Source organism: Novosphingobium sp. P6W, assembly GCF_000876675.2.
Classification (GTDB): Bacteria; Pseudomonadota; Alphaproteobacteria; order Sphingomonadales; family Sphingomonadaceae; genus Novosphingobium.
In genome coordinates this window covers 1,622,766-1,637,052 of sequence record NZ_CP030353.1, presented here as the reverse complement: position 1 = coordinate 1,637,052, position 14,287 = coordinate 1,622,766, and the positions used below count along the sequence as shown (strand labels likewise).

The following is a 14,287-nucleotide window of genomic DNA, read 5'->3' as shown; positions in this document are numbered from 1 at the left end:
CTCACTCCATCAGTTCGAAACGGAACACGTTGCCGGTGCGGGCGACGATGTCCTTCTTGTCGAGATCGGGGCCATGGGCCTCTTCGGTCAGGGCGTCCTTCGCCTTGAGGTCGTAGCCGGTCTGGCTTGACAGGATGACCACAAGGTCGGTCCCGTCCTCCACCGCGAAGGGAAATTCATGCCAGGTGCCAAGGTGCATGGCAAAGCCTGCCGTCCCGTCGAAACGAAAGGCGCGCACCTGCGAAAGGTCGGGAAGTTCGCCATCCCCGGGCGGCGCCATGACCGCGACGAAAGGCTTGCCGCCCAGCGGCAGAAAAGCCTGGGTATGCTGAAAGTGGCGCTCCATATAGCGCACTTCGCCGGGCCGCCGGTCCATCTGCGCCAGCGTGACCTCTACCGGATGCTCGCAAAGAAAACGAGCCGGGTAGCTCATTTTCACCGCGCCCTTGTAAAAATCGACCGAAACAGGTTTCACCGGCGCCTCGCGCCCGATAACGGCGCCGAAAGGCGCAAGCGCCTCGGGAGTCGCCGGTTCGACCGTGAGATCGATCACCCTGCATTCGGGCATGGAATTGCCGCCAACCTTGGTCATGGGTGCCCTTCGTGGGTATTCGCTGCGACCGGGCCGCACCTTTGCAACCTCTGTCCTGCTGGATCATGCGCGGAGGATTGCGGATTCGAGCGGGGATCGAACTGTTTGATCGCTGGCCGGATAGCCGCAGAGTGGATAGCTTCCTCCCGGCGGTCGCCCTAGCCCGCCACATTGGCCAAGCCTTGGTGTTCGATACCAAGAATTTCAGGTGTTTTGATGAGCAGCGCGATTGTCGAGGAACTGTTGGTTTCGGCCCTGATCGAGGCCCTGGGGGCAGATGCGGTCATCCATGAGGGCGATGCCCTCGCCTACTTCTCGAACGACGTCTACCGCGGCGGCGGTGCGCCGCAGGCGGTCGTTCGCCCGGCCAGCGTCGAGGCGCTTCAGGAAGCCGTGCGCATCTGCGCGGCGGCGGGCGCCGCCATGGTCCCGCGCGGCGGCGGCGCATCGTATACGGACGCCTACCTCGTCCCCGAAGGCGGCCATGTCCTGTTCGACACCGGCGCGCTGGACGCGATCGAGATCGACGCGCAGAACGCCGTCGTCACCGTCGAGGCCGGGGTCACATGGATGGCGCTCAAGACCGCGCTCGATGCCAAGGGGCTGCGCACGCCGTTTTGGGGGCCGTTCTCCGGCATCGCCGCCACGGTCGGCGGCAGCGTGAGCCAGAACACCCTCAGCCATGGCAGTACCGCACACGGCATCTCTGCGCAGTCGGTGCTGTCGATGGACGTCGTATTGGCGAGCGGCGAGGTCCTGTCGACCAGCGCCAGTTCGGCCATGCGCTTCTACGGACCGGACCTTACCGGGCTGTTCACCGGAGACTGCGGCATCTTCGGGATCAAGGCCCGCATCCGCCTGCCGCTGTTGCCGGTATTGCCGCATTTCGAATGCCTCAGCTTCGCCTTCGACAGCTTCGCCGATTACCACGCCGCATCGCGCAAGGCGGCGATGGCGAGGCTCGACGATTCGCACTTCGGTCTCGACCTTGCGCTGTCGCAGGGCCAGATCGGACGGCAGGACGGCATGGGCGCACGCCTCAAGATCGCCGCCGAAGTGCTGCGAAAAGCGCCGGACAAGATGAAGGGCATCGCCCAGTTGGTCCGCATGGCACTGGCGGGCGAAAACCCGATGCGCGCCGGCGCCTACATGTGCCATTTCATGATCGAGGGATTCGACGCCGACGAGGCCGCGCACAAGGCGAAAATCCTGCGCCGCCTGCTGTCCGGACTTGGCCGCGAGATCGCCAATTCGATCCCCACGTTCGTTCACTCGGTGCCTTTCGCTCCACTGTTCAACGTGCTTGGCCCCGGCGGCGAACGCTGGGTGCCGATTCACGGTGTGCTGGCTCATGACCAGGTTGTGGCGTTCGATACCGCCTACAAGGCGCTGATCGCCGACCGCAAGACCGAGATGGAGCGGCTTGGCGTGTGGACCGGGACGATGTTCTCACCGGTCGGGGCCTCCGGTTTCCTCTACGAAGTGGCGCTGTACTGGCCGGATGATCGCACCGCCTACCACCGCACCACCTTGGGCGCGGACTATCTTGGTCAGCAGCCCCACTTCGACGCCAACGAAGAATCGCGCGCCTATGCCGACGATCTCAAGCGCGCCATCGTCGCACTGATGCAGGCGCACGGCGCCGGCCATTTCCAGCTTGGCCGCGCCTATCCCTACAGGCAGCGGCTCTCACCGCAGGCGATCTCGCTGCTGAGCGCGGTGAAGACCGAACTGGACCCCAAGGGCCTGATGAACCCCGGCGCGCTGGGGTTCTAAACCTAACCTAAGACCGTAAGCCACCGACAAGGAAAAACCCCGGCAGGAGCAATCCCGCCGGGGTTTTTTCGGTGCCGGATGCGCAGGGTCAGCGCTTCATCAGGCGGGCTGGAAGTGCGTCCGTTACCAGAGCGTCGAGCCGGCGGCGCGCCTTGGCGCTGCCCGCGCCGTACCCTTCCAGAAACAGCCCCGCCCGCTGGTTTGCAAGTTCCAGCGGCGCCAGTTGCTGCGGGCCCGGCTGCCCCGGATCGCAGATCGCGCCGCCGAAATAATGGTTCGCCCCTTCGAGGACGAGGCCATAGCGCTGCCCGCCCGGCGCGGCCGCCTCGAATGGGGTAAGGTGCGCCTTCCAGCCGTCCGCCGTCTCGGCCGTCATGCCCGGCAGGATGTCCAGCGTGCCGGTCTGGATCAGCGCCGGCACCGCAAGCGCCCCATAGCCCTGCTCGGTCACCAGCACCGGGATCACCGGCGGCGGCGAAAAGGCGATCACCGCCGTGGCAAGGCGCGGCACCAGCGGCAGTTGCAGTCCTTCCGGCAGCACCGGCTGCGCCCCGCCCATCATCGTCGCTACAAGCCCACCATAGGAATGGCCCGCCGCCACGAACGGCGCATCGCCGATATGCCCAACGAGCGCGCGCATATCCTCGATCCGCGCCTTCCAGCTGGCAAGGCCCTTGAACTGCGCGGTCTGGGGATGCTCAAGGGAATCGACATGAAGCGGCGCCAGCACCCGCCAGCCCGCCGCTACCCAAGGGCTTACGATCAGGCCGTAATACTTCGGCGCCGAAGCCGCCCCGTGCGAGAACAGGATCGTGCCGCGCAGCTTGCCCGCAGGACGCCATTCGGTAACCGAAACCGCGCGCCCTTCGGCAGTCTCGATTTCGATGACCGAGGATGCCGACGCCGGCCCGGCAAGGGCCCGACCCGCCACCAACATGACAGCAGCGGCGGAGCAACCGGCCAGCAGCGAGCGACGCGAAAGCGAAAGACTGCCCGCCACGATCAAGGCGCCGGTTTCTTGAGATAGGCGATCACGGCCTTGCGTTCTTCCGGCTTGGACAGGCCCGCGAATACCATCGACGTGCCGGGAACCACGCTGGCCGGGCGGGTTAGCCACTTGTCCAGAGTGGCATCGTTCCAGGTAACGCCTGCCTTGGTCATCGCGGCGGAATACCGGAAGCCCTTCACCGAAGCGGCTTTCTTGCCGACGACGCCCGAAAGGTTGGGGCCGACCTTGTTCTGTCCTCCGGCGTTCACCGTGTGGCAGGCCATGCAGCGCATGTATACCCGCTTGCCCGCCGCAGCGTCGGCTGCCGGCGGCGCGGCCGAAACGATCGCCGGAACTGCCGTCATGCACGCGGCAGCGGCGATCGCGAGTGCCGGAAGGATGATCTTTCTGGTCATGTGTGAAGCCTACCCTTTGGAATTGTGTTTTGCCGCTTCAGCCCGGATTTTGCACTGCCGTCTCTGTCGGAAAGCTGTACCCGGGGCCCGCCCGGGCCCCTTATTTCCAGTCACTTTCAAATCTAGTTCGCCGCGCCGGGCTTGCCCGGTCGGCGGCGCTGATTATCCGCCTTGCGGACAGCACCCGTCAGCGATGCGCCTTGAGCCAGGCCGCCGCGCGCAAGGCAGCGTTGGCCCGGATGTCAGCGTAGAACAGGCCAATATCATGATAATGCAGGCTTCCGCCCGGCAACGGCTTGAGGTCCAGCCCCGGCGCCAGATAGCTGACCGCGAGGCCGCGTTCGCAGCTTACGGCGACAGCGCCTGCCCGCAGTGGCCTCATAGCGCCGGCACCGGGTTCGCCGGGAACCGTGCCTTTGGCCTCGGCGGAAAGCGACACCGGACGAGCCCGGTCAAACGTCACCGGGTTGATGCAGAGCGGCTGCTTGCCCGGAACATCGCCGTATTTCTCGACAAAGCCCTTTTCAAACGCCGCAACGACGGGGCCAAGATCCGCGCCCGCCTCGATCGCGTTCCACTGCAAGGCGCAGCCCGTCTGCGCGGGTTTATCGCAGATCGGAACGTGCTTGAAGCGCAGCCCGAACTCACCCTCGGACAGATTGATGCCGACGATGTAAGCCGCCACCATGCGCTTCTGGAGCGGCGTGCCATCGATACGCTGCTCCAGCAGGTCGGCGATGTGCTTTGCGCCCTGGCTATGCCCGGCGATGATGAAGGGCCGGCCCTTGCTGACATTCGCCAGGAACCAGTCGAACGCCCGCGCCACATCTGCATAGGCGAAGGCATAGGCCTGGTCGCGGTACGCCGGGTCCCTAAGCGCCTTGTAGCTGGCGGCTCTGTAACGCGGTGCCCATATCCGGCAGCAGGCGCCGAAAACGCTGGCCTGCCGGGCCATCACGCTTTCATCCACCCAGGCATTGGACTTTGCGTCGCGGGGGTCCTGGCTCCACTGCGTCTCGCTGCGGAACGTGGTGGGGTGGACGTAGAACACGTCGACACCGGGATCGCGCGCTGCCGGGCTGGCGCCTTCAGGCAAGGCGCCTGCCGCTCCCGCGCCGCCCGGCCCTGCTGCCCAGTTGGCGGGGTCGGCGTAGTCCGGCGCGGGCGCGGCGCTGCCGGCGATGTCCTCCTGCGGTGTCGCTGCCGATGCATTGGCAGCGCCCAAGAGCACCGAAGCGGCCAATAGAAGCAGCCGGGCCGCTGCCATCGTCATGCAGCCGGGAGGCGGTAGCGCGAAAACACCACCAAGCTGACGATCTGGGTCGCCGCCGGGATCAGGCTATAAAGCAGCACGATGCCGGTGATCGCATGCGGCGTCTGCGTCACCGCGCCGCCGGTCGAGGATACGAAGCCGAACGCGCTCATCACCAGCCCCGCCACGACCGGGCCGAGCGCGAACGAGAGTTTTTCCATGGCCGAGAACAGCCCTGCGAAGACGCCCTCATTGGCGATGCCCTTGCGGCGGCGCTCGTAATCGATGGTGTCCGTCAGCATCGAAAGCGAAAGCATCACGAAGGCAGAGTTGACCACGCCGATCACCGCGCCGCGCAGCAGCACCAGCACATGCTGCGTGCCCAGCGCGCCGACGCCGGGGATGGTCAGCAGCACATCGGTGGCGGGGTGGACGAAGAACCACGTCACCGTCACCAGCGCCCAGGCGGCAGAGGCGACCACGTAGGTCCGTTCCTTGCCCCAGCGGCGCGAAAGCGAAAGCCACAGCGGCTGCGCGACGATGCCAGTGATCGCCATAATCAGGATGAACAGCGGTATGATCCAGATCGCCTGGATCGCATAGAGGTAGATGAAGCCGATCACCGTATAGCCCGATGCCTGCCCGATGTTCTGGATCAGGCAGGTTGCCAGCAGCACGAGATACGGGCGGTTGCCCTTGATGGCGCCGAGCTGTTCACGCAGACTGCCGGGCGCGGTGTCGTCACGGATCATCGGCACGCGGGCAAGGCCCAACGCGGTGACCAGCATGGTAACAAGGCAGATCACGCCCAGCACCGCCGCCATCACCGTCCAGCCATGCGCGCCGCCGCCCAGCGCATAGATCAGCGGCTGTGCCACGCCCACACCGACCAGCACGCCCAGGGTCGAGAATACCATGCGATAGACCATGATCCGCGTGCGTTCGTGCGGGTCATGCGACAACGCGGCCGAGATCGCGAGATAGGGCACCGAGAACATCGAGAACGCGGTGGAGGCAAGGAAGAACAGGAAGCACGTGATCGCGGCCGAAACCAGCGGGCTGGCGCTTTGGGTCAGGGTGAACAGCGCTACAAAGCCCAGGCTCGTCAGCACCGCCCCGGCCACGAGGAACGGCGTGCGCCCGTGCCGCCCGCGCAGCCTGTCGGACCATGCGCCCACCAGCGGATCGCAGACGATCAACCACAGCTTGGGTATCAGCACCACCAGGCCCGCTAGCCACGCCTCCACGCCAAGCATGGTGGTCAGGAACAGGGGGAGCAACACGGCCGGGGTATCGCGGAAAATCTGCGCGCCAAGCTGACCGGTGCCGTAGCGCAGCAGGACAGAAGTCCGCACCCGGTCGTCATGGACCGACCCCGGCCGGTCATGAGGAAGAATTGTCGTATCGATCATGGTGGCCATGCGCTTTTTTTCCGAATCTTTTATGCCGCACCGCAGCATGTGACAGGGCGATCACCCCGTCGACAGAATATTCATGCGAACGGCTACGTCCCGCCTCGGCCCGCGCAAAGTTTATCCACCAGACGGATGCGGGAGTTCGCCGCATAGACAGAGTGAAGCCACCGGCCATGTTGCAGCGCAACGCCTCGCAGCCGGTCCGTTCGGGGCCAACGGGCGGATTTTTCCGGAGATTCCTGCGCGATGAACCCTCGCCTGTTTGCCTGCACCGCACTGTCGCTCGCCCTCGCCGCCCCAATCTCAGCGGCGGAAAGTCAGGGCGACACCATCGACCTTGCTGCTGCGCAAAAACGTGCGGATGCAACCGTCGCGCAGATGTCCGCCCAGGAAAAGACCGTCATCACTCACGGCATCATGCCGCTTCCCGGCGGCGGCCCCAAGGTCGACATTCCCAAGGACGCCATCATTGGCGCCGGTTACGTCGCCGGGATCGAGCGGCTGGGCATTCCGGCCCTGCGCGAAACCGATGCGAGTCTGGGCGTCACGTGGGTTTCAGGGGCCCGCGGCGACTGGGCGACGGCGCTGCCTTCCGCCGTTTCCCAGGCGGCCAGCTGGAACCCCGCACTGATCCGGCGCGGCGGCGCGATGATCGGCGCCGAAGCGCGCGCCAAGGGCTTCAACGTGCTGCTCGCCGGCGGCGTCAACCTCGCCCGCGATCCGCGCAACGGGCGGACTTTCGAATATTTCTCGGAAGACCCGCTGCTATCGGGCGTGCTTGCGGGCGCGGCGATCCGCGGCGTGCAGTCGAACCACGTCATCTCCACCATCAAACACTTCGCGCTCAACGGGCAGGAAACCGGGCGCAAGTATGTAGACGTCAAGATCGACCCCGGCGCCGCGCACGAAAGCGATCTGCTGGCCTTCCAGATCGGTATCGAACAGGGCCAGCCCGCCTCCGTCATGTGCGCGTACAACCGCGTCCACGGCGCGCAGGCCTGCGACAGCGACTGGCTGCTCAACAAGGTGCTCAAGCAGGAGTGGGGCTACAAGGGCTTCGTCATGTCGGACTGGGGCGCGGTGCCCTCGATCCAGACGGCTATCAACGGCCTCGACCATCAATCGGGCGAACAGCTTGATCCGGGCGTGTTCTTCGGATCGCAGATCGCCGGAAAGGCGGCCGCAGACAAGGCATGGTCCGCTCGGCTGGACGACATGAACCGCCGCATCCTCACCGCGATCTACGCGGCCGGGCTGGACAAGTACCCCGCCCCCCCCGGCGGCGCCATCGATTGGGATGCCCACGCCCTGGTCGCCGAGGACGTGGCGAAACAGGGCATCGTGCTGCTCAAGAACGAAGGCGGCGCGCTGCCACTGGCCAAGACCGCAAAGTCGATCGCGGTGATCGGCGGCTATGCTGACGGCGGGGTCCTGTCCGGCGCGGGTTCCAGCCAGGTCATGGGCAGGGGCGGCCCGGCCGTGAAACTGCCGGTGGCGGGCTCAGGCATCTGGGCCGGGTTCATCTCGGAATCCTATCACTGCTCCAGTCCAATGGCCGCGATTAAGGCACAGGCCCCCGGCGCCGCCGTGCTCTACCGTCAAGGCCAGTACGTCAAGGATGCAGCCGAACTCGCCGCACGATCGGAAGTGGCGGTGGTCTTCGCCACGCAGTGGATGACCGAGGGGCTGGACGTGCCCGACCTGTCGCTGCCGCGCGGACAGGACGCGCTGATCGAAGCCGTTGCCGCGGCTAATCCCAACACGATCGTCGTGCTGGAAACCGGCGGTCCGGCGAAGATGCCGTGGCTGGGCAAGGTCAAGGCCGTGGTCGAGGCCTGGTATCCCGGCGCACGCGGCGGCGAGGCGATCGCCTCGGTGCTGTTCGGCGACACCAACCCCTCGGGCCGCCTGCCGATCTCGTTCCCGGCAGACGAAAGCCAGCTGCCCCGCCCCCGCCTGGACGGCAGCGACTGGGTGGAACCGGACTTCGGCGGCAATCCCAAGAACGGCAAGGACAAACTGGCTACCGACTACGACATCGAAGGCTCGGACCTCGGCTACCGTTGGTATGCGCGCACAGGTGCAAAGCCGCTGTTCCCGTTTGGGTACGGCCTCAGCTACACCACCTTCACGCAGGGCAAACCGGCGGTGAAGGGCCTGTCGGCCAGCGTCACCGTGACCAACACCGGCCAGCGGGCCGGCGCCGACGTGGTCCAGCTTTACCTCACCAGCCGCGCGGGCGAGAACAAGCGCCGCCTTGTCGGTTTCGGCCGGGTGGAACTGGCGCCGGGCGCATCGGGCAAGGTCGCCATGACCATCGACCCGCGGTTGCTGGCAGACTGGAAGGACGGCGGCTGGACGGTCCCTGCGGGCGATTACACCTTCGCGGTCGGCAGCGACGCCGAGCATCTCGGCGCCGCTGTTTCGGTGAAGATGAAGTCGCGCAGTTGGAAGGACTGACAGGCCGGCAAGGCCTGCCACCCGGGGCTCACCGCGCGGCGGTGAGCCCTTCGCCCTCGATCCACCAGAGAAACTCGTCCATCCAGTGGTCGGTCGTGCCGCCCAGCGCTTTTGCGCCGAAACCGTGGCCGCCGCGCTGGTACAAGTGCATTTCGGGCCGATACCCGCTCTCATACAACTTGTCGTAGAAAGCCCGGAAGCCCTGCTGCACCACGACATCGTCCTGCGCGGATGCCATGAACAACGGCGGCAGGCGGCCCGGAGCGGGGGTGGCCGGGGGCTGGAGCCAGGGCTCTTTCGGCGTGCCGGGCGGATAAGGCAGATTGGCTGGAGGCAGCGCCGGCAAGGGCGAAGCGAACGGCATTCCGTAGATCAGCCCAGCGAAATTCGGGCGATCCTCGGGCTTTTGCGCCAGCGCCATCATGCCGGCGACATGCCCTCCCGCCGAAAAGCCGACCACGCCGATCCGCTGCGGATCGATGCCGTACTCTGCGGCGCGCGACCGCAGCAGGCGCAGGGTTTCCAGCCCGTCCGCCACGCCCGGAATACCGCCCTCGCCAGGCTTTATCGTGGCGTTCACGCGGGCGCGCATCGCCTCGTTGGTTTCACCCGACGGGGTCTGTATCAGGCGGTACTTGAGTACGAATGCGGCAATGCCGTGCGCCGCCAGCCACTGCGCAACAAAGCTGCCTTCATGTTCGATCGCAAGCAGGCGAAAGCCGCCGCCGGGCGCGATGATGACCGCCGCGCCGGTCGCCTTGCCGGGCGGAGGCAGGAAGGCCTGATAGGTCGGCACGGTGACGTTCCAGAGCGTCCTGTCGCCCGGCACCTGCCCCCCGCGCGCCTCTTCGGTGACCGGAACCGCCAGCTTGCCCGGCCACCCCGGCAGATCGGGCACTCCGCCCGGCCAGATCGCCACCGGGGCAAAGGTGCGCACGCCCTCTGCCCGGGCGCTTTCGCCGGCAGCGGGGGCCGCTTGGACACAAGGCGCGGCCACAACCGCCGCAGCCCCGAGCAGCGCCGCCGCTGCCATGGTCATGGACACCGCCCTCATCGGAACAACCGGGGCGCGAAGTCCGCGAAGTAGCGGCGCCAGTTTAGCCATTCGTGGCCCCCGCCGCTCTCCTTATAAACGTGGGCGATGTGATACCGATCAAACAGCCCGCGCGTAGGTGCGACAGTGGCGTAGAGGAAATCCTCGCGGCCCATCGCGAAGTAGAGCAGTTTCAGCTCCTGCGCGCTGCGGCGGAGCCGGGCGTCATATTTCGCCGCATAGGTATCCACCCCGTTGAACGCGCTGCCCTCGGTCAAACCCATCGAGAACACGCCGATCCAGCGGAACAGGTCCGGATTCGTCAGCCCGTTTCGCAAGGTATGCGACCCGCCCATCGACAGCCCGGCCATAGCCCGCGCCTCTGCCCGCGCATCGCTGCGATAATTGGCATCGACATAGGGGATCAGGTCCTTGACGAGATCGTCGCCGAAATCGGGATTATCGAGCGTCATCACCCCTTCGCGCAGCGGCGTGTGGCCATCGGGCATGACCACGATCATCGGCAGCGCTTTGCCGCCTGCGATCAGGTTGTCGAGGATCAGGTTGGCATGGCCCACGCTGGTCCAGCTGTCGTCGCTGTCACCGGCGCCGTGGACAAGATAGAGCACCGGGTACTTGCGCCCATCCTTCATGTAACCCGGCGGCGTGTACACATGGGCGCGCCGGGCCATGCCCAGCGACTTCGACCAGTATTCCACGGTGGACACAGCGCCGTGCGCGACCTGGGCATTCCAGCTCTGGAACTCGCCTTCGGGGCCCTTGACCTCGAACGTGGAATCGATGCCCTTGAGTTCCTCGGAGAAGGTCTTGCCCAGCGGGTCTACGGTCTTCACGCCGTCCACCCGGAAGGCGAAGCGATAGGTATCGGCCGGCACGGGCTGCGGTGTGGTGACGCTCCACAGGCCGGTCTTGTCCTTCGTCATCGCCAGGCCCGGCGGCGTGCCCGGCGGGAAGCCCATGGGGATGATCTTCGCAATGTCAGTGCTGGTCAGCAGCACTTCATTGGCAGCCGGCGCGCAGAGGCGGAACGTCATGCGCTGGTCGGGGAGCTGTTCGACCGACTTGAAGGGGGCGGGGCCGGAATAGAACGGCGGCGTCACGCATGTCGATGGATCGAGCTTGGGCGGCTGCATCTGCGCCATGACGGGGAGCGGCGCGGCAAACGAGGCGGCAAGCCCCGCCATCAGCGCCGACACGGAAACGAACCTGCTGCGACCCATGAAACCCCCTTCGCAAGAACGGCACATGCCGCCGCTACGAAAAAGTCACCGCCTATGGCCCGGGAGCAAATACCGGACTGACGGCTATCCGACTGGCAGCTATCCGAACAGGGCGCGCGGTCGGTTCACTTGTGCGGCCCGGCCTGGCCCTGAAGCCGCGCGGCAACGCACTGGTCGGCCGGCATCCCATCCGGGCAACTGCTGCTCTTGGGTGCCAGCGGGCTGTCCTTGGGGAGACGCACGGTGAGAATGCGCACCGGCTCTGTCCCGATCATCCGCGAGGTATGCCCGCGCCCGGTCACGTCGTCGGCCAGCACGATGTCCCCTTTGGACAGGATGTGCTTCGATCCATCGCCCAGCCCCACTTCGAGCTGGCCCGCCAGCACGATCAGGAAGCGCGGCGTGGAGACACCGTGGAAATCGATGAAATCGCCCGGCAGGGTATCGCCGATCTCGACATCGGTGGCCCGCAACCGCGACTGTACCGAGTGGCCGTCGCCCCCGCCGGTCAACGGAAGGTCGATGATCTCAAGATGCGATTCGCCGTCGGCGCCGCCGGACATATGCATGACCCGCATGGCCTTGCCGGTGGGCGAAAGCGGCGAGACCGGCGGCGGATCGCCCGCCTGCTTCGCCGATGCAGGTCCGCAAGACATGCCGATCATGGCGGCAGCGGCAAAGATGTGGCGGGCCTTCATGCTTCGGCTCCCACCGGCTCGGCACCTACCGGGCGAGCGATACCTGCTGCTTCATCATGGCGCGCGGCCAGTTCGCGCAGGCGCGGGATGAGTTCGCGGCCCTGCACCGCGATATCGCCAAGCAGATCGAAACCGCGCAGCAGGAACCCGCCGATGCCCATCGCATAATAATCCATCAGCGCGTCGGCCACCTGCTCCGCCGTTCCCACCAGCGCCGGGGGCAACATCGGCGTGGAGAAATCCACCGAGGCCCGCGTGATCCCCGTCCACAGCCGTTTGTCGACCAGTTCGCTGCCGTTCGCCAATGCCTCAAGCTCCGCGCGGCCGGAACCACCGCGCGAAGTGGCCAGCCTGGGGTCGAGCCGCATCGCGGTCCCGGTCGCCTCCGCCTTGCCGGTTTCGGCAGCGGCGATCTTTCCCCGCTGCTCCTCCGCCGTTTCGCGCAGCGCCTCGATGACCTCGCTTGCGGCCTTCCACGCCTGTTCCTCGGTATCGCCGAGGATTACCCGCGCCGAGGTCTGGAGGCGCAGTGGACGGCCGGTTCTGGCCCAGGCGCCCTGCACCTGCGCCACTGTTTCGGCCATCTGCGCCAGGGGCTTGAGCCCGCCGATGGCATAGACGTCCGCCACCCGTGCGCCCGTCTCCAGCGCCAGCGGCGAGGCTCCGCCCCAGTAGACCGGCACGGCGCCGTGCACCGGCCGTATCTCCGACAGCGCACGATCGAACCGATACCACTCGCCCTCATGGCTCACCGGCTCGCGCGCTTCCCAGATCGAGCGCATGATTTCCACGTATTCGCCGCTGCGCAAATAGCGCTCGTCCTTCGTGTGGTAGTCCCCGTCGCAGGCCAGTTCGAGGTCGTTCGCGCCGGTGATGACATGGACGCCTGCCCGCCCGCCGCTCAACTGGTCAAGCGTGGCGAACATGCGCGCGGCCATGGTCGGTGCGATGAAGCCGGGCCGGTGCGCCACCATGAACGACAGTCGGCGCGTAATGCCCGCCGCGTAGCTGGCGATCGCGAAGGGATCGGGCGCATAGGAGTTCTGCAGGATCAGCACGCGGTCGAACCCGTTCTCGTCGAAGGCCCGGGCCAGCGTGCCGATCATCTGCGCATCGAACGGCGGGCCACCGGCGCGCGATACCTCCGAAGCATTGCGGTGGAGCAGGACTCCGAGAATTTCGAGCGGCATGGCGGGGCTGTCTCCCTGGACCGGCGCAGAACATCGATCCGCCCGGCTGATTGAACGGGGAAACTGCCAGCTGACCGCAGAGCGAATAACTCAAGAAATCTATTACCCTGCAACATAACCTTGATCGACCCTTGCAGCGTCTCCCGGCCATCACGGAAAAGTGCCCAAGATGAACATCGTCAAGCTCGAACGCATGATCGCGGTCTATGAGGCCGGCAGCTTCCGCAAGGCGGCGCGCGGCTTCGGCATGTCGCAGCCCGCGCTCACCTGGAGCATCCGCCAGCTGGAGGAAAGCCTGGGCCTTTCGCTGTTCGACCGTGGTCCGTCCGGTATCCGCCCGACCGAGGTGTGCGAAACACTGATCGTCCGCGCCCGCCTGATCGTCAACGAACACAACCGCCTGCTCGCCGAAGTGGAGCGGACCAACCGCTCTCAGGTGATCGTCGTGGGGGTTCATCCGGTGCTGCTGAACAGCCAGTTCGCCCACACCGTGGCCGCTTTTCGCGAACAGGAACCCACGGTCACCCTGCGCGTGGTGGAGGCCTATAGCGCCGACCTCATCGCCCTGCTGCGACGCGGCGAACTGGACCTTGCATTCTCCGCCGCGCCGGACAGCGAGGAGGAGGAGGTCGCCTTCGAACCGCTGCTGCGCCAGTATTACTCCGTATTCGGGCGCGCGGACCACAAGATTTTCGGCGAGATCGCGCGCGGCGACCCGATCAGCCCCCACGCCTGGGCCCAGGCCGACGCCCCCAATGTCGCTGCGGGACGGTCAGCCGGCGCCGTCCAGCACGACAATGCCAACCTGGTACTGGAACTGCTGACCCGCTTCGGCATGACCGAAAGCACTGTGGCGGTCCGTTCCGCCTCGATGCACCTGATCCGCCGCATGGTGCTGGACGGCGGCCTGCTTGGCATGATCCCCGAAAGCCAGTTCGCCACCGAACTGCGCGATGGCACTGTGCGGCAGGTGCCCGGCTCGAACATCGAAGGCCCGCCGCTGGGGCTGCTGTGGATCGATGGCGGGTACGAGACGATGGCCCGCCGGCGCCTGAAATCGGCGCTGCGCATCATGCAGGCCCCGGAACGGCTCGAAAGCATCCCTGTGCCGGATATCGCCGCATGAGATGGAGTGGGGGGCGATAAAGCCTCCTTATCACAGTTCAATATTAGTTCTCTGTTCGCCCCCCAAACCTCGCCGCAGGATAGGCGAACTGGTTGGGGTG

At 66.2% G+C, this 14,287-nt stretch carries 12 protein-coding genes; 3 read left to right on the top strand and 9 right to left on the bottom strand.

Annotated elements, in window-relative coordinates; genetic code table 11:
• Position 1: 1 nt before the first annotated feature.
• Positions 2-592 carry an ureidoglycolate lyase gene (locus TQ38_RS23270; protein WP_043970013.1) on the bottom strand — a complete coding sequence of 197 codons (591 nt, stop codon included), beginning with the start codon at positions 590-592 and terminating at the stop codon, positions 2-4.
• 216 nt (positions 593-808) lie between these two features.
• Between TQ38_RS23270 and TQ38_RS23265 the strand changes: the two genes are divergently transcribed.
• A complete protein-coding gene (locus TQ38_RS23265) occupies positions 809-2,368 on the top strand; it encodes an FAD-binding oxidoreductase (protein WP_043970012.1) in 1,560 nt (519 codons plus the stop codon).
• Between the two features lie 88 nt (positions 2,369-2,456).
• Here the strand turns inward: TQ38_RS23265 and TQ38_RS23260 are convergent, their stop codons facing one another.
• From TQ38_RS23260 to TQ38_RS23245, 4 genes are all read right to left on the bottom strand, one after another.
• Positions 2,457-3,368 (bottom strand): lysophospholipase, encoded by a 912-nt coding sequence (locus TQ38_RS23260; protein ID WP_043970623.1) that lies wholly within the window; start codon positions 3,366-3,368, stop codon positions 2,457-2,459.
• 2 nt (positions 3,369-3,370) lie between these two features.
• Positions 3,371-3,772 carry a cytochrome c family protein gene (locus tag TQ38_RS23255; protein ID WP_043970011.1) on the bottom strand — a complete coding sequence of 134 codons (402 nt, stop codon included), beginning with the start codon at positions 3,770-3,772 and terminating at the stop codon, positions 3,371-3,373.
• Between the two features lie 187 nt (positions 3,773-3,959).
• A complete protein-coding gene (locus TQ38_RS23250) occupies positions 3,960-5,045 on the bottom strand; it encodes a DUF3089 domain-containing protein (protein WP_082057461.1) in 1,086 nt (361 codons plus the stop codon).
• Positions 5,042-6,445: an MFS transporter gene (locus tag TQ38_RS23245; RefSeq protein WP_240198067.1), complete on the bottom strand. Its 1,404-nt coding sequence runs from the start codon at positions 6,443-6,445 to the stop codon at positions 5,042-5,044. The genes TQ38_RS23250 and TQ38_RS23245 overlap by 4 nt, the downstream gene beginning before the upstream one ends.
• Before the next feature lie 240 nt (positions 6,446-6,685).
• Between TQ38_RS23245 and TQ38_RS23240 the strand changes: the two genes are divergently transcribed.
• Positions 6,686-8,899, top strand: coding sequence for a beta-glucosidase (locus TQ38_RS23240; protein WP_043970009.1), 2,214 nt, complete (start codon positions 6,686-6,688; stop codon positions 8,897-8,899).
• Positions 8,900-8,927: 28 nt separating this feature from the next.
• Here TQ38_RS23240 and TQ38_RS23235 read toward each other — a convergent pair whose 3' ends face one another.
• The 4 genes from TQ38_RS23235 to TQ38_RS23220 all read right to left on the bottom strand — a co-directional run bounded on the left by TQ38_RS23235 (position 8,928) and on the right by TQ38_RS23220 (position 13,061).
• A complete protein-coding gene (locus TQ38_RS23235; RefSeq protein WP_082057460.1) occupies positions 8,928-9,938 on the bottom strand; it encodes an alpha/beta hydrolase in 1,011 nt (336 codons plus the stop codon).
• Positions 9,939-9,949: 11 nt separating this feature from the next.
• On the bottom strand, positions 9,950-11,173 hold the full coding sequence (locus tag TQ38_RS23230; protein WP_043970007.1) for an alpha/beta hydrolase-fold protein: 1,224 nt from the start codon (positions 11,171-11,173) through the stop codon (positions 9,950-9,952).
• A 125-nt stretch (positions 11,174-11,298) separates the two neighbouring features.
• A complete protein-coding gene (locus tag TQ38_RS23225) occupies positions 11,299-11,871 on the bottom strand; it encodes a cupin domain-containing protein (RefSeq protein WP_052505489.1) in 573 nt (190 codons plus the stop codon).
• Positions 11,868-13,061, bottom strand: a complete 1,194-nt coding sequence (locus tag TQ38_RS23220; RefSeq protein WP_043970005.1) for an LLM class flavin-dependent oxidoreductase — start codon at positions 13,059-13,061, stop codon at positions 11,868-11,870. The genes TQ38_RS23225 and TQ38_RS23220 overlap by 4 nt, the downstream gene beginning before the upstream one ends.
• Positions 13,062-13,230: 169 nt before the next feature.
• On the opposite strand from TQ38_RS23220, the gene TQ38_RS23215 reads away from it, so the two are divergent.
• Positions 13,231-14,187 (top strand): LysR family transcriptional regulator, encoded by a 957-nt coding sequence (locus TQ38_RS23215; RefSeq protein ID WP_052505488.1) that lies wholly within the window; start codon positions 13,231-13,233, stop codon positions 14,185-14,187.
• Positions 14,188-14,287: the final 100 nt, after the last annotated feature.

Excerpts from the sequence above, each read along its gene's own strand:
- TQ38_RS23250 (WP_082057461.1), bottom strand. The coding sequence starts at position 5,045 with ATGACGATGGCAGCGGCCCGGCTGCTTCTATTGGCCGCTTCGGTGCTC.
- TQ38_RS23245 (WP_240198067.1), bottom strand. The coding sequence starts at position 6,445 with ATGGCCACCATGATCGATACGACAATTCTTCCTCATGACCGGCCGGGG.
- TQ38_RS23225 (WP_052505489.1), bottom strand. The coding sequence starts at position 11,871 with ATGAAGGCCCGCCACATCTTTGCCGCTGCCGCCATGATCGGCATGTCT.
- TQ38_RS23235 (WP_082057460.1), bottom strand. The coding sequence starts at position 9,938 with ATGACCATGGCAGCGGCGGCGCTGCTCGGGGCTGCGGCGGTTGTGGCC.
- TQ38_RS23215 (WP_052505488.1), top strand. The coding sequence starts at position 13,231 with ATGAACATCGTCAAGCTCGAACGCATGATCGCGGTCTATGAGGCCGGC.
- TQ38_RS23220 (WP_043970005.1), bottom strand. The coding sequence starts at position 13,061 with ATGCCGCTCGAAATTCTCGGAGTCCTGCTCCACCGCAATGCTTCGGAG.
- TQ38_RS23265 (WP_043970012.1), top strand. The coding sequence starts at position 809 with ATGAGCAGCGCGATTGTCGAGGAACTGTTGGTTTCGGCCCTGATCGAG.
- TQ38_RS23230 (WP_043970007.1), bottom strand. The coding sequence starts at position 11,173 with ATGGGTCGCAGCAGGTTCGTTTCCGTGTCGGCGCTGATGGCGGGGCTT.
- TQ38_RS23270 (WP_043970013.1), bottom strand. The coding sequence starts at position 592 with ATGACCAAGGTTGGCGGCAATTCCATGCCCGAATGCAGGGTGATCGAT.
- TQ38_RS23240 (WP_043970009.1), top strand. The coding sequence starts at position 6,686 with ATGAACCCTCGCCTGTTTGCCTGCACCGCACTGTCGCTCGCCCTCGCC.
- TQ38_RS23255 (WP_043970011.1), bottom strand. The coding sequence starts at position 3,772 with ATGACCAGAAAGATCATCCTTCCGGCACTCGCGATCGCCGCTGCCGCG.